Genomic DNA, 13,869 nt, shown 5'->3' with positions numbered 1-13,869 from the left:
GCGCGTTTGCGCAAGATCAAGGCGGGTGGGGCGGCACAGGCGAATAATTCGAGGTATGCAAGCCGCCCTACGCCCAGCCTCCGCCGACCCCGCGGCTTCCGCCGCCGAACCCTTCTTTCCGCCGCAGTTGCTGGCGCGCCTGGACAAGAACGGGCCACGCTACACCTCCTATCCCACGGCCGACCGCTATCACGGCGATTTTGGCGTCGAGCAATACCGCCAGGCCCTGCGCCAGCGCCGCGATTCCTGTACCACCGAGCCGCTGTCGCTCTACGTGCACATCCCGTTCTGCGATTCGGTCTGCTACTACTGCGCCTGTAACAAGGTCGTGACCCGCCATCACGACCGCGCCGCCCGCTACCTGGACGCGCTGGCGCGGGAAATCGCGCTGCACGTGGCCGAACTGGGCCCGGGCGTGCCGGTCTCGCAGCTGCATTTCGGCGGCGGCACGCCGACCTTCCTGTCCGACGAGGAACTCGACCGCCTGATGGCGGACCTGCGCGGCGCCTTCCGTTTCGAGCCCGACGCCGAAATCTCCATCGAGGTGGATCCCCGCACCGCCACGCCGCAGCGGCTGGAACGGCTGCGCAAGCTGGGCTTCAACCGGCTCAGTTTCGGGGTGCAGGATTTCGACGCCAAGGTGCAGGTGGCGGTCCATCGCGTGCAGTCTTTCGAGGACGTGCGCGACCTGATGCAAAGCGCCCGCGCGCTGGGCTACGCCTCGATCAACGTCGACCTGATCTACGGCCTGCCGCTGCAGACCACCGAATCCTTCGCCCGCACCATCGCGCGGGTCAGCGCGCTGCGGCCCGACCGCATCGCGCTCTACGCCTACGCTCACCTGCCGGAACGCTTCAAGCCCCAGCGCCGCATCAATCCGCTGGACCTGCCCGACCGCGCCACGCGCGTCGGCCTCTTGAGCGCCGCCATCGAGGGCTTCCTCAAGCAGGGCTACACCTACATCGGCATGGACCATTTCGCGCTCAATACCGACGCCCTGGCCATCGCCAAGCAGCGCGGCGAGCTGCACCGCAATTTCCAGGGCTACAGCACTCAGCCCGATCGCGACCTGGTGGCGCTGGGCATATCGGCCATCGGCCGCATCGGCAATACCTACAGCCAGAACGCCAAGGACCTGGACGGCTACTACGCCGCCATCGAATCCGACCGCTTCGCCACCGAGAAGGGTCTGGCGCTCAGCGCCGACGACTTGGCGCGGCGGGAGGTCATCATGGACATCATGTGCCAGGGGCGGGTGGATTTCGCCCGGGTCGAGGCGCGCCATGGCCTGCGTTTCGGCGACTACTTCGGGCCGGAGCTGTCGCAGGTGGCCAACCTGGCCGAACTCGGCCTGGTCAACCTGCGGGCCGGCGAATTGCGCGTGACCGGCCTGGGCTGGTATTTCGTCAGGGCCGTGGCCATGGCGTTCGACGGCTATCTGCGCACGGTCAGCACCGGCGCCAGCTATTCGCGCATCATCTGAGGCGCGCGCCGCCTCGCCGTGAAGATGTGGCCGACCGCGTCGGCCACGTCGTTGTCTATTCGGCGAACTTTTCCCGCAGATACAAGGCCAGCGACAGGTCATCCGACAGCTGCAGCTTGCGCATGGCGCGGCGCTTGTGGGTGCTGACGGTCTTCTTGCTGCGCTTGAGGCGCGTGGCGATCTGCGTGACCGACATGCCCTGGCTGATGTGGCGCAGGACCTCGACCTCGGACGTCGTCAGCAGGGCGTGCGGCGGCCGTGGCGACAGCGGCCGGATCTTGCCATCCTGCACCGACAGGAACGGGTTCTTCTTGCTGAGGACGCCGTGGATCATCTCGGGCAGCAGCAGCATGCCCCATTGTTTGGCCAGGTAGCCGTTGGCGCCGGCGCGGAAGGCGGCGTACTGGGTCTCCTGGCGGTTGCCGGCCGAGAACGTGATGATCGCAAGATTGGGGTGATAGCGCCGCAGCCGGCGCAGGTAGTTGACGCCGTCCCAGGGTTCCTGGGGCAGGTAGAAGTCGACCAGGGCGATGTCGCACGGCGTGGTCGCGAGCTTGTCGAGCAGCCGGCGCGCGGAGGTCTCCTGGTGGATGACGCGAAAGCCGGGGCGGGCGTCGAGGTAGGCGCCCAGGCCCAGCGCCACCACCGGGTGATCGTCCAGGATGGCCACCCGGATGACGGGGGGCGGGCGTGACAGCAGCAGGTGCTTGCGGGAATTGGGGCGGTCACCTGCATCGGGGGATCGCGGCTCGGACGAGACGACGGTGTCCGGCGCTGAGGGAGTATTCATCTAGGCTCCACAGAATGGAAAGGCACACATCGGTGCGGAGAGGTGGGCGCCCGAGGGCGGGGCCGCGCACACGCCGTAACCAGTCCGAAATTCGAGTGCGAAGCTTATGGTCTTACGGCGCCATACAGACGAAAACTAAGCGAGAATCAGACAAAGCGACGCCCCGGGTGGCGTCGCGCGACGTTAAATCGCGGCGCGCGATCGTTGTCCGCAAGGCATAAAATCGCAGGATTTCCGGGCCGGCCGTTGAACGGCCCATGGCGCAGGACTGGCAAGGCGGCGGACGACGGATGTCCAAGAAAATTCTGGTGATCGGCAGGGACGGGCAGCTCGGCTTCGAGCTGCGGCGCAGCCTCGCGCCGCTGGGCGTGGTGACGGCGGTCGGGCGGGCCGACTGCGACCTGACCTATCCCCTGCAGATCGCGCGGCTGGTGCGGCGCGAAAAGCCCGACGTCATCGTCAACGCCGCCGCCTACACCGCGGTCGAGCGAGCCGAAGAGGACGGGGTGCGCGCCATGCGCATCAATGCCGAGGCCGCGGGCGAACTGGCCGCGCTGGCGGCCGACCGTGGCGCGCTCATCGTCCACTATTCCTCCGACTACGTGTTCGACGGCGCCAAGGCGGGCAGCTACGACGAGCAGGACGCGCCCGCGCCGCTGAATGTCTATGGCCGCAGCAAACTGGCCGGCGAGCAGGCGGTGCGGGCGCTGAACCCGGCCCATCTGGTATTTCGCACGTCGTGGGTCTATGGCGTGTTCGGCAACAGCTTCCTGAAGACCATGCTGATGGCGCTGCGCCAGCCGGAAGCGCTGCGCGTGGTGAGCGACCAGCGCGGCGCGCCCACCGGCGCCGCGTATATCGCCGATGCCACCGCGCAGGTCCTGGCGCGCTATCTGGCGCGGCCGGCCGAGGCGGCGTTTCCCTTCGGCCTGTATCACCTGGCGGCCACCGGCGACGCCAGCTGGCACGAATACGCCTGCTTCATCGCGCAGCAGGCCCGGCGCGCGGGCCTGGCGGTGACGCTGACGCCGGGCGACATCCGGGCCGTGGCGTCCGACCAATACCCCACCTCGGCGCGCCGGCCCCTGAATTCGCGCTTGGACAGCCGGCTGCTGGGGCGCACCTTCGGGCTGCGCGCGCCGCACTGGGAAGAGGGCGTGATGCACGCCCTGGTCGCGATCGCCGACAGTCGCAACCTGGCCTGACGGGCGCCGCCGTCCCGTCATTCGCCGCCCGCGGGCCGGGTTCGCTCCGTCATCCGCCCCTTTTGTAGCGTAAATGTCACGAAATAGGCCCAAAGGGTGCTACAATCGGCAACGATAAGCACGCCATTTGTCCCGGCGCTGCGCACCGCAAGTCAATCCCGAAGGCCCGAGCACCATGTTTTTCCCGCTGGCACGAACTACGACCCGGAACTTTCGCCCTATGTCGCGTTAGTTTTTCGTGCGTCGGGTTTCACCGTGTCAGGTCAGCGGTAAGACTCAGCAAGACAACCAAATGAACGCGGCTACCAGCCGCGTTTGTCGTTTCTGAATTTCGTTTTTTCTCCCAAGAACCCCAGGAAGCACTCCCGATGGTACAGATCACATTGCCCGATGGTTCGCAGCGCCAATACCCGGGGCCGGTCACGGTCGCCGAAGTGGCGCAATCGATCGGCGCGGGATTGGCCAAAGCCGCCTTGGGCGGCCGCGTGACCTTTGACGGCGCCGACTCCACGCTGGTCGACACCAGCTACCGCATCGAGGGCGACGCCCGCCTGGCCATCGTGACTGCCAAGGACGCCGACGGCCTGGACATGATCCGCCATTCGACGGCCCACCTGCTGGCCTACGCCGTCAAGGAGCTGTTCCCGGATGCCCAGGTCACCATCGGCCCGGTGATCGACAACGGCTTCTACTACGACTTCTCGTACAAGCGCCCGTTCACGCCCGAAGACCTGGCGGCCATCGAGAAGAAGATGGCCGAGCTGGCCAAGAAGGACGAGATCGTGACGCGCGAAGTCTGGTCGCGCGACGACGCCGTCGAGTTCTTCAAGGGCATCGGTGAAAAGTACAAGGCCGAGATCATCGCCTCGATTCCGTCGAACGAGCCGCTCAGCCTGTATCGCGAAGGCGAGTTCATCGACCTGTGCCGCGGCCCGCACGTGCCGTCCACGGGCAAGCTCAAGGTCTTCAAGCTGATGAAGGTGGCCGGCGCCTACTGGCGCGGCGACAGCAAGAACGAGATGCTTCAGCGCATCTACGGCACGGCCTGGGCCACCAAGGAAGAACAGGAAGCCTACCTGCACATGCTGGAAGAGGCCGAGCGCCGCGACCACCGCAAGATCGGCCGCGAACTCGACCTGTTCCACTTCCAGGACGAAGCGCCGGGCCTGATCTTCTGGCACCCCAAGGGCTGGGCCCTGTGGCAGCAGGTGGAGCAGTACATGCGCTCCGTCTACCGCGACAACGGCTACCAGGAAGTGAAGGCGCCGCAGATCCTCGACATCTCGCTCTGGAAGAAGACGGGCCACTGGGACAACTACCGTGAAAACATGTTCACGACGGAGTCCGAGAACCGCGTCTATGGCCTCAAGCCGATGAACTGCCCGGGCCACGTGCAGATCTTCAACGCCGGCCTGCACTCGTACCGCGAGCTGCCGCTGCGCTACGGCGAATTCGGCCAGTGTCATCGCAACGAACCGTCCGGCTCGCTGCACGGCATGATGCGCGTGCGCGGCTTCACGCAGGACGACGGCCACATCTTCTGTACCGAAGAACAGCTCCAGGACGAGTGCGCCGACTTCACGGCCCTGCTGCAGAAGGTCTACCGCGACTTCGGCTTCACCGAAGTGCTGTACAAGGTCGCCACGCGCCCTGAAAAGCGCATCGGCTCGGACGAGGTCTGGGACACGGCCGAACAGGCCCTGATGGAAAGCCTGCGCCGCACCGGCTGCGAATTCGAGATCTCCCCGGGAGAGGGCGCGTTCTACGGCCCCAAGGTCGAATACACGCTGAAGGACGCCATCGGCCGCCACTGGCAGTGCGGCACGATCCAGGTCGACTTCTCCATGCCCGTGCGCCTGGGCGCCGAGTACGTGGACCAGAACGACCAGCGCCGTCCGCCCGTGATGCTGCACCGCGCCATCCTGGGTTCGCTCGAGCGTTTCATCGGCATGTTGATCGAAAACCACGCCGGCGCGATGCCGCCCTGGCTGGCTCCGGTGCAGGCCGTGGTGTGCTGCATTTCCGAACCTTCGGCCGATTATGCGGCTGAAATCACGCAAAGCCTGAAAAAACAAGGCTTTAGAGTAGAGTCCGATTTGCGCGGTGAAAAAATCACTCGTAAAATTCGGGAGCACAGCCTGCAGAAGGTGCCGTACATCCTCGTCGTCGGCGACAAGGAGAAGCAAAACGGTACCGTCGCCGTACGCGGTCTGGGTGGTCTGGACCTCGGCGCCATCGCGTTCGACGACTTCGTCGCCCGCCTGTCCGAAGACGTATCCACCCGCCGCGACGTCAATCAACCCGATGGCAGCGCTGCTTAACATCTGTAGGAGCTTTCAACATCGCCACTGAAAAAGCCAATCGCATCAACGGTGAAATCCGCGTCCCCGAGGTGCGCCTGATAGGTCTGGACGGAGAACAGCTGGGCATCGTCAAGATTGCCGACGCGTTCCGTCTTTCCGAGCAAAACGACGTGGATCTGGTGGAAATCGCGCCGAACGCCGAACCGCCGGTCTGCCGTTTGATGGACTACGGTAAGTTCAAGTACCAAGAGCAGAAGCGCCAAGCCGAAGCTCGTTCGAAGCAGAAGGTCATCCAGGTCAAGGAAGTCAAATTCCGTCCGGCCACCGACGAGGGCGACTACCAGGTCAAGCTGCGCAACCTGCGCCGCTTCCTCGAGGAAGGCGACAAGGCCAAGGTGACGCTGCGGTTCCGTGGCCGTGAAATGGCCCACCAGGAACTGGGCATGCGGGTACTTGAGCGTGTGCGCGACGATCTGCTGGAATTGGCCCAGGTCGAAGCCATGCCGAAGCTCGAAGGCCGTCAGATGGTCATGGTGCTGGCGCCCAAGAAGAAGGCTGCCCCCGCGGGCAAGCCGGAATCGGCGGCTTAAAGCTCCTGCCGGCCTTCCTGCCCGGGAAGGCCTGGCCGCTCTTCCCCGCGACCCGCCGTCCAGCCTATGTTCGGCGGGTTCGCTTATTGGGCGGCTCTGCGCTACGATGTCATAGATAGCCGCCTTCCCGAAAGGGAAGGCGGCGTACGTTCGGGGTGTCGCGATGCATGTTTTGTTCGTTTTGGATCCCTTGCCGCTCTTGAAAGCGTACAAGGACAGTTCTGTCGCCATGATGCGCGCCCTGGTGGCGCGCGGCCATACGCTCAGCGTGGCCATGCAGGGCGATCTGTACATCGAGACCGGCACGGTCAAGGCCGTCACCACGCCCATCGAGCTGGTGGAGGGCGCGGACCTGCACGGCCATGACTGGTGGCGCGAATCGGCGTCCCGGGACCTGCCGCTGGCCGATTTCGGCGCGGTGGTGATGCGCAAAGACCCGCCTTTCGACATGGAATACGTGTATTCCACCCACCTGCTCGAGTGCGCCCAGGCGCAGGGCGCCAAGGTGTTCAACAGCGGCGCGGCGATCCGCAACCATCCCGAAAAGCTGGCCATCACCGAGATCAGCGAGTTCACCGCGCCGACGCTGGTGACGCGCAACATGGCGCGCCTGAAGGCGTTCCACGACACGCACCACGACGTCATCGTCAAGCCGCTGGACGGCATGGGCGGCACCGGCGTGTTCCGCCTGCAGCCCAAGGACCCGAACCTCAACGCCATCCTGGAAACGCTCACCGACAACGGCGCGCGCACCATCATGGCGCAGCGTTACATTCCCGAGATCGTCAAGGGCGACAAGCGCATCCTGCTGATCGGCGGTGAACCCGTGCCGTATTCGCTGGCGCGCATCCCGCTGGCCGGCGAAACCCGTGGCAACCTGGCCGCCGGCGGCCGGGGCGTGGCGCAGCCGCTGTCGCCGCGCGACCGCGAGATCGCCGAGGCCGTGGCCCCCAAGCTGGCCGCGCGCGGCCTGCTGCTGGTCGGCCTGGACGTCATCGGCGACTACGTCACCGAAGTCAATGTCACCAGCCCCACCTGTTTCGTGGAAATCGCCGAACAGACCGGCTTCGACGTGGCCGGCATGTTCGTGCAGGCGCTCGAGAAAGCGGTTGCCGCCGGCGCCGCGGCCTGATCTTCCTGGGACTTTGTCATGACCACGGGTATCGTCATCGTCGTGCATGCGCCCCTGGGCGCCGCCATGCGCGAATGCGCCAGCCACGTCATGGGCAACCTCGACGGCATGCTGGCGATCCACGACATCCAGCCCGAGGACCGGCCGGACGATCTGGCGCCGGCGGTGCTCAAGGACATCCTCGAGCAGGACCACGGCGGCGGCGTGCTGGTGCTGACCGATCTGATCGGCGCCACGCCCGCCAATATCTCCAAGCGGGCCGTGGCCGACGCCCAGGCGCAGGGCATCCAGTGCTGCGTGCTGGCGGGCCTGAACACGCCGATGCTGTTGCGCGCGCTGACCTACCGTAACCTTTCGCTGGCCGAGACCCGTGAAAAGGCGCTGGCGGGCGGGGTGCAAGGGGTATTGCGGGTAGACTGACGGACAGGAACTCGTCCGGTTATTTCGGCTAATATTTCAAGCCGACGAGCGGTTCGACAATTTGCTGCAATCACCAACTGCGGTGTGATGCCGTGGTCATAATATTCACTATGCCTAATACAGACATTGTCATCAGCAATAAACTGGGTTTGCATGCGCGGGCGGCCGCCAAACTGACGCAACTGGCGAGCAAGTTCTCTAGCGAGATCTTCATCTCGCGCGGCGCGCAGCGCGTGAACGCCAAGAGCATCATGGGGGTCATGATGCTGGCCGCCGGCCTGGGCGTGACGGTCAAGCTGGAGGCCTCGGGCAGCGATGCCGAGCAGGCGCTCTCCGAAATTGAAACTCTGTTCGATAGCAAATTCGGTGAACAGGAATAGCAGCGTTTCCGAATCCGCCGGCCCTGACGATGTCGGGGCCGGCATGTCCGCGGCCGGTGCCGCGGTTCAGGCGCATGACGGGGCTGGCTCTGCCAGCCCCGTTATTTGTTTGTACGGCAAGGGCGTGGCGCGCGGTTACGCCATCGGCCGCGCGGTGGTCATGGGCGCGGCGGCGCTGGAAGTCGCGCACTACCGCATTTCGCCCGAGGACGTGCCGGCCGAAAGCCGCCGCCTGACCGAGGCGCTGGCCTCGGCGCAGCAGGAACTGCGGCTGCTGGCCGATACCCTGCCGGCCGACGCGCCGCGCGAGCTGGGGGCCATGCTGAACGTGCACAGCCTGCTGCTGGGCGACCCGCTGCTGGCCGAGCAGACGCTGGCGCTGATCGCCGAGCGGCACTACAACGCCGAATGGGCGCTGACCACGCAGGGCCAGATCCTGGGCCAGCAGTTCGACGCCATGGAAGACGAGTACCTGCGCGAGCGCGGCGCCGATGTGCGCCAGGTGATCGAGCGGGTGCTGCACGTGCTGTCGGGCACCTCGGCCACTTTGCCGGACATGTCGCACATGGGCGGCGACGACGCGCTGGTGGTGGTGGCGCACGATATTTCGCCCGCCGACATGCTGCGCCTGCGCGGCGGCCGTTTCGCCGCCTTCGTCACCGACCTGGGCGGCCCGACCTCGCATACCGCCATCGTGGCGCGCAGCATGGGCGTGCCGGCGGTGGTGGCCATGGGCAATGTGCGCGAGCTGGTGCGCGACGGCGACATGCTGATCATCGACGGCGCCGCCGGCGCGGTGGTGGTCAACCCGTCGGACCGCATCCTGCAGGAATACCGCCGCCGCCAGGCCGTCTACGCCGACGAGCGCGCCGAGCTGAGCCTGCTGCGCGACGAGCCGTCGGTCACCCTGGACGGCATCGACATCGTCCTGCGCGCCAACATCGAGCTGCCGGAAGAGGCGGCGCTGGCGCTGGCCTCCGGCGCGCACGGCATCGGCCTGTTCCGCAGCGAATTCCTGTTCATGGGGCGTCCGGACCTGCCGGGCGAGGAAGAACAATACGAGGCCTACGCGTCGGTCGTGAAGGTGATGGCGGGCCGTCCGGTCACCATCCGCACGCTCGACATCGGCTCGGACAAGACGCTGGACGGCGAGGCCACCGTGGCCACCAATCCGGCGCTGGGGCAGCGCGCCATCCGCTACTGCCTGGCGCGTCCGGAGATGTTCGCGACCCAGCTGCGCGCCATCCTGCGGGCCTCGGCCCATGGGCCGGTGCGCCTGCTGATCCCGATGATCGCCCACATGCACGAAGTGATGGCGACGCGGGCGGCCATCGAGTCCGCCCGGCGCGAACTGGATGCGCGCGGGCAGGCCTATGCGCCGCACATGGAAGTCGGCGCCATGGTCGAGGTGCCCGCCATCGCGATCGCCATCGAACCGTTCGCGCAGGCGCTGGACTTCCTTTCGATCGGCACCAATGACCTGATCCAGTACACCCTGGCCATCGACCGCGGCGACCACGACGTGGCGGCGCTGTACGATCCGCTGCATCCCGCGGTGCTGCGGCTGGTGGCCCACACCATCAACGCGGGCGAGCGGGCTGGCAAGCCGGTCGCGGTCTGCGGTGAAATGGCCGGCGATTCGCGAATGACGCGATTGCTGCTGGGGCTGGGCCTGACCGAGTTTTCCATGCATCCGCAGCAACTGCTGGACGTGAAGCGGGAAGTGCGGCGGGCCCACACCAATGCGCTGCGCGTGAAGGTGGCCAGCGCCCTGAACCGGGCCTTGCCCGTGGACCTGGACACGCTCGATCTGGCCTGATCGACGCCGGAGCCTGCCTCCGGCAAACGGAAAAGCCCGTCGCATGCGACGGGCTTTTTTTTGGGCCTGGTCGAAAAAAAGCCCCCTCTCCGAGGGGGCTTTCCGCATTCCCGCCCGGTGCCGGGCGGGAGGGCGACGGATCAGCTGTGGTAGGCCGATTCGCCGTGGCTGGTGACGTCCAGCCCTTCGCGTTCCTGGTCTTCCGGCACGCGCAGGCCGCACAGGGCGTTGGCGATCTTGTAGGCGATCCAGGCGACCACGCCGGACCAGACGATGGTCAGCAGCACGCCTTCGAGCTGCACCCACAGCTGGCCCAGGATCATGCCGGGTTCCGCCAGGCCCGGGCCGCCAAGGACCTGGGCGTTGAAGATGCCGGTCAGCAGGGCGCCGACAATGCCGCCCACGCCGTGCACGCCGAATACGTCCAGCGCGTCATCGGCGCGCAGCAGGCGCTTCAGGCCATTGACGCCCCACACGCAGACCACGCCGGCAATCACGCCGATGATCAGCGCGCCCACCGGGCCGACCAGGCCGGCCGCCGGGGTGATGCCCACCAGGCCGGCGATGGCGCCGGACGCGGCGCCCAGCATCGAGGGCTTGCCCTTGATGGCCCATTCCGTGAACAGCCAGGCCAGCACGGCGCCAGCGGTGGCGATCATGGTGTTGAAGAAGGCCAGGGTGGCGTTCTCGTTGGCGGCCAGGGCGGAGCCGGCGTTGAAGCCGAACCAGCCCACCCACAGCAGGGCGGCGCCGACGAAGGTCATCGGCAGGTTGTGCGGCTGCATGGCTTCACGGCCGTAACCGACACGCTTGCCGACCACATAGGCGCCCACCAGGCCAGCCACGCCGGCGTTGATGTGCACCACCGTGCCGCCGGCAAAGTCCAGCGCGCCCTTGGCGTTGAGCAGGCCCGGCGCGGTTTCCGAGGCGAACCAGACCATGTGCGCGATGGGGATGTAGGCGAAGGTGAACCAGATCACCGTGAACACCAGCACCGCCGAGAAGCGGGCGCGTTCGGCGAAGCTGCCGACGATCAGCGCGCAGGTGATGCCGGCGAACGTGGCCTGGAACGAGGCGAACAGCAGCTCGGTCAGCGAGTTCGACATGGCGTACTTGCCGTCGGCCGGATTGAACATGCCGGAGAAGAAGGCGCGCGAGAGGCCGCCGAAGAACGCGTTGCCTTCGGTGAAGGCGAGCGAATAACCGTAGATGAACCAGAGGACCAGGCCCAGCACGAACGTGCACAACACTTGCAGCAGCACCGACAGCACGTTCTTGCTGCGTACCAGGCCGCCATAGAACATCGCCAGACCGGGTACGGCCATCATCAATACGAGGAGGGTAGAGACGAGCAACCAGGAGATATCTGCTTTATCCATTTTCAGGCTCCAATGAGTCTTTCTTATTTGTCTACAGCGCAGCTTCGCCGGCTTCACCCGTCCGGATGCGGATCACTTGTTCAAGGGGGGGGGCGGCGAAGATCTTGCCGTCGCCGATCTTGCCGGTGCGGGCGGCTTGTTCGATGGCTTCGATGACCTGGTCGACCAGGTGGTCGGGCACGGCGGCCTCGACACGCAGCTTGGGCAGGAAGTCGACGGCGTATTCCGCGCCGCGATACAGCTCGGTGTGGCCTTTCTGGCGCCCGAACCCTTTCACTTCGGTAACGGTGAGGCCCTGGGCGCCGATTCCGGATAGAGCCACCCGCACTTCGTCGAGCTTGAAGGGCTTGATGATGGCGATGATGAGTTTCATGGCATTTCCTCTCATGGTTGCACGTTGGCATCGTCAATCAAGCAAATTCCATGCCATGCAGGCCGGTGCCCGGAAAGCGGAAACGCAGGCGCGTTTGTTGTGCCTGGCTGCACCAATATAGTGCGTCATGCACCAAACGTCAGCCTCAAACCGGTGCATGACGGGGCGGAGTGAGGAATGCAACGGAATATGTTTCACCGCCGCCATTTGTTGCCAGTTGATGCCGGCGCGGTAGCCCTTTGTCGCGTTTGCCGGATGCATGGAGGCCTTGGACGCTTTCTGCCCGACAGGCCGCTGAACGTTGCTGGCCGGGCTTCGGGCGATGGCGGACGTGGGTGTCAGGCGATTGAAAGCGGTCCGGACAGACCGTCAAAACGGGGGCGGGGCGTGATACGAGGGTTTACACGCATAAGCTTGTTGCCAAAGGTAGGCTGAAGAAGAATCAAGTCCAGCTCATGGCGGTATCTGGGCCTGACCGGGCCGCGGCAAAAGACACCGGCGCCGCGGCTCTCTGAACGAAGACAAAAAGCAAGAAAGGAAAGAGGAATGATGACGATCCAACGCAAGACCTTTGCCGTGCTGGCGCTGACCGCCGCGCTGGCCGCCCTGGCCGGCTGCAACAAGAGCGACGAAAAGGCCGCGCCGCCCGCGGCATCGACCACGCCGGCGCCGTCGACCACCACGCCGGGCACGCCGCCCGCGGCCACCACGCCGCCGGCTTCCACGCCCGCGCCGTCCAGCTCGGCTCCGGCCGCCGGCGCCACCGCCGGCCTGCCCGCCGAATGCGATGCCTACCTGACCAAGGTCAGTGCATGCATGGACAAGCTCGGCGCATCCAATCCCGCGGCGGCCAGCTTCAAGCAGCAGCTCGACGCGGCCAAGACCCAGTGGGCCACGATCAGCGACAAGACGCAGCTGGCGGCCCAATGCAAGCAATCGGCCGACCTGTTCGCGCAGTCGGCGACGCAGATGGGTTGCCAGTAACGATGTTGGTAGGGGGCTGCCCCCAAGGCGGCCCGGTTTTCTCCTGTGCTTTGATGGGCGGTCACCGCATGCGGCCCGCCCTTTTTTTTGCCCGCAGCCCGGCCTGTGGAAAGCACTACACTTGAGGCACCAAGAACATCGTGAGGCCGCTATGAACAATCGCACCCAGTGGATGGAAGACATCCAGAAGAACATTTCCGACCTGATCGCCCGCAGCCCCGCCGCGGACGTCGAGCGCAATGTCCGCGCCATGATGACGCAGGCGTTCTCGAAGCTCGACCTGGTCACGCGCGAGGAATTCGATGTGCAGGCCGATCTGCTGGCGCGCACGCGCGCCCGCGTCGACCAACTGGCCGCCACCGTCGAGCAGCTGGAGTCGCGGCTGTCCGCCCTGGATAAGTAATCCGCGCGGGACCTTTTTGCCACGGCCGCCTGCGCGGCCGTTTTTGTTTTCGCCATACTCGTCTTCGATTGTTATCGGAGACTGCCTTGACGCTAGCCGTAATCGCCAGCCGCACCCTTAGCGGCCTGCATGCCCACGCGGTGCGGGTCGAAACCCACCTGGGGCCGGGCCTGCCCAGCTTCAACGTGGTCGGCCTGCCCGACACCGAGGTGCGCGAAAGCCGCGAGCGGGTGCGCGCGGCCATCATCAACAGCGGCTTCAATTTCCCCGCGGGCCGCATCACGGTCAACCTGTCTCCCGCCGATATTCCCAAGGAGTCGGGCCGCTTCGACCTGCCGATTGCCGTGGGCCTGCTGCTGGCGGCGGGGCAGTTGGCGCCGCCGGGCGAGGGCGCGGCGACAGCGGGCGCCGCCGTCGAGACCGCGCCGGATCCGTTGCTGGCCGGCCTGGTGCTCGCCGGGGAGTTGTCGCTGACCGGCGCGCTGGTGCCGGTCGCGGCCGCCCTGGTGATCGCGCTTAGCGTGGCGCGCGAGTCGCCCGGCGCCACCCTGATCCTGCCCGCTGGCAGCGCCGGTCAGGCGGCCTGGGTCGAGGGGCTGCGGGTGCTG

14 protein-coding genes are annotated in these 13,869 nt (G+C 66.1%); 11 read left to right on the top strand and 3 right to left on the bottom strand.

Annotated elements, in window-relative coordinates:
- The first annotated feature begins 55 nt into the window (after positions 1-55).
- Positions 56-1,483, top strand: a complete 1,428-nt coding sequence (gene hemN, locus AOZ49_RS07600; RefSeq protein ID WP_197286712.1) for an oxygen-independent coproporphyrinogen III oxidase — start codon at positions 56-58, stop codon at positions 1,481-1,483.
- Between the two features lie 55 nt (positions 1,484-1,538).
- Here hemN and AOZ49_RS07595 read toward each other — a convergent pair whose 3' ends face one another.
- Entirely contained in the window at positions 1,539-2,273 is a 735-nt protein-coding gene (locus tag AOZ49_RS07595) for a response regulator transcription factor (protein ID WP_054432362.1), read from the bottom strand.
- A gap of 290 nt (positions 2,274-2,563) precedes the next feature.
- Here AOZ49_RS07595 and rfbD point away from each other — a divergent pair, with 290 nt between their 5' ends.
- From rfbD to ptsP, 7 genes are all read left to right on the top strand, one after another.
- On the top strand, positions 2,564-3,478 hold the full coding sequence (rfbD, locus tag AOZ49_RS07590) for a dTDP-4-dehydrorhamnose reductase (protein WP_054474813.1): 915 nt from the start codon (positions 2,564-2,566) through the stop codon (positions 3,476-3,478).
- 368 nt (positions 3,479-3,846) lie between these two features.
- A complete protein-coding gene (gene thrS, locus AOZ49_RS07585; RefSeq protein WP_054474767.1) occupies positions 3,847-5,799 on the top strand; it encodes a threonine--tRNA ligase in 1,953 nt (650 codons plus the stop codon).
- A 20-nt stretch (positions 5,800-5,819) separates the two neighbouring features.
- Entirely contained in the window at positions 5,820-6,371 is a 552-nt protein-coding gene (infC, locus tag AOZ49_RS07580) for a translation initiation factor IF-3 (RefSeq protein WP_076410237.1), read from the top strand.
- Positions 6,372-6,534: 163 nt separating this feature from the next.
- Positions 6,535-7,503 carry a glutathione synthase gene (gene gshB / locus AOZ49_RS07575; RefSeq protein ID WP_054474766.1) on the top strand — a complete coding sequence of 323 codons (969 nt, stop codon included), beginning with the start codon at positions 6,535-6,537 and terminating at the stop codon, positions 7,501-7,503.
- Between the two features lie 18 nt (positions 7,504-7,521).
- Complete coding sequence (locus AOZ49_RS07570) at positions 7,522-7,923, top strand: PTS sugar transporter subunit IIA (RefSeq protein ID WP_054432359.1); 402 nt, start codon at positions 7,522-7,524, stop codon at positions 7,921-7,923.
- A 110-nt stretch (positions 7,924-8,033) separates the two neighbouring features.
- The gene (locus AOZ49_RS07565) at positions 8,034-8,303 is read left to right on the top strand and encodes an HPr family phosphocarrier protein (RefSeq protein WP_006387993.1); all 270 of its coding nucleotides are present in this window, start codon (positions 8,034-8,036) and stop codon (positions 8,301-8,303) included.
- A gap of 43 nt (positions 8,304-8,346) precedes the next feature.
- A complete protein-coding gene (ptsP, locus tag AOZ49_RS07560; protein WP_054474765.1) occupies positions 8,347-10,122 on the top strand; it encodes a phosphoenolpyruvate--protein phosphotransferase in 1,776 nt (591 codons plus the stop codon).
- 140 nt (positions 10,123-10,262) lie between these two features.
- Here the strand turns inward: ptsP and amt are convergent, their stop codons facing one another.
- Positions 10,263-11,501 (bottom strand): ammonium transporter, encoded by a 1,239-nt coding sequence (gene amt / locus AOZ49_RS07555; RefSeq protein WP_054432357.1) that lies wholly within the window; start codon positions 11,499-11,501, stop codon positions 10,263-10,265.
- A 31-nt stretch (positions 11,502-11,532) separates the two neighbouring features.
- Positions 11,533-11,874, bottom strand: coding sequence for a P-II family nitrogen regulator (locus AOZ49_RS07550; RefSeq protein WP_054474764.1), 342 nt, complete (start codon positions 11,872-11,874; stop codon positions 11,533-11,535).
- Positions 11,875-12,420: 546 nt separating this feature from the next.
- Here AOZ49_RS07550 and AOZ49_RS07545 point away from each other — a divergent pair.
- The 3 genes from AOZ49_RS07545 to AOZ49_RS07535 all read left to right on the top strand — a co-directional run.
- Entirely contained in the window at positions 12,421-12,858 is a 438-nt protein-coding gene (locus AOZ49_RS07545; RefSeq protein WP_054432356.1) for a DUF5339 family protein, read from the top strand.
- A gap of 151 nt (positions 12,859-13,009) precedes the next feature.
- Positions 13,010-13,261, top strand: a complete 252-nt coding sequence (locus AOZ49_RS07540) for an accessory factor UbiK family protein (RefSeq protein WP_006394062.1) — start codon at positions 13,010-13,012, stop codon at positions 13,259-13,261.
- A gap of 86 nt (positions 13,262-13,347) precedes the next feature.
- On the top strand, positions 13,348-13,869 hold a 522-nt coding region (locus AOZ49_RS07535), incomplete at its 3' end, for a magnesium chelatase domain-containing protein (RefSeq protein ID WP_304439431.1).

This window comes from Achromobacter sp. 2789STDY5608615 (assembly GCF_001298995.1).
GTDB lineage: Bacteria > Pseudomonadota > Gammaproteobacteria > Burkholderiales > Burkholderiaceae_B > Achromobacter > Achromobacter insuavis.
Note: the sequence above shows the minus strand (reverse complement) of the source record. Positions and strands in the feature narration are given on the sequence as shown.

Bases quoted from the DNA above. Each gene is read 5' to 3' on its own strand.
- hemN (WP_197286712.1), top strand. From the start codon at position 56: ATGCAAGCCGCCCTACGCCCAGCCTCCGCCGACCCCGCGGCTTCCGCC.
- AOZ49_RS07595 (WP_054432362.1), bottom strand. From the start codon at position 2,273: ATGAATACTCCCTCAGCGCCGGACACCGTCGTCTCGTCCGAGCCGCGA.
- rfbD (WP_054474813.1), top strand. From the start codon at position 2,564: ATGTCCAAGAAAATTCTGGTGATCGGCAGGGACGGGCAGCTCGGCTTC.
- thrS (WP_054474767.1), top strand. From the start codon at position 3,847: ATGGTACAGATCACATTGCCCGATGGTTCGCAGCGCCAATACCCGGGG.
- gshB (WP_054474766.1), top strand. From the start codon at position 6,535: ATGCATGTTTTGTTCGTTTTGGATCCCTTGCCGCTCTTGAAAGCGTAC.
- AOZ49_RS07570 (WP_054432359.1), top strand. From the start codon at position 7,522: ATGACCACGGGTATCGTCATCGTCGTGCATGCGCCCCTGGGCGCCGCC.
- AOZ49_RS07565 (WP_006387993.1), top strand. From the start codon at position 8,034: ATGCCTAATACAGACATTGTCATCAGCAATAAACTGGGTTTGCATGCG.
- ptsP (WP_054474765.1), top strand. From the start codon at position 8,347: ATGTCCGCGGCCGGTGCCGCGGTTCAGGCGCATGACGGGGCTGGCTCT.
- amt (WP_054432357.1), bottom strand. From the start codon at position 11,501: ATGGATAAAGCAGATATCTCCTGGTTGCTCGTCTCTACCCTCCTCGTA.
- AOZ49_RS07550 (WP_054474764.1), bottom strand. From the start codon at position 11,874: ATGAAACTCATCATCGCCATCATCAAGCCCTTCAAGCTCGACGAAGTG.
- AOZ49_RS07545 (WP_054432356.1), top strand. From the start codon at position 12,421: ATGATGACGATCCAACGCAAGACCTTTGCCGTGCTGGCGCTGACCGCC.
- AOZ49_RS07540 (WP_006394062.1), top strand. From the start codon at position 13,010: ATGAACAATCGCACCCAGTGGATGGAAGACATCCAGAAGAACATTTCC.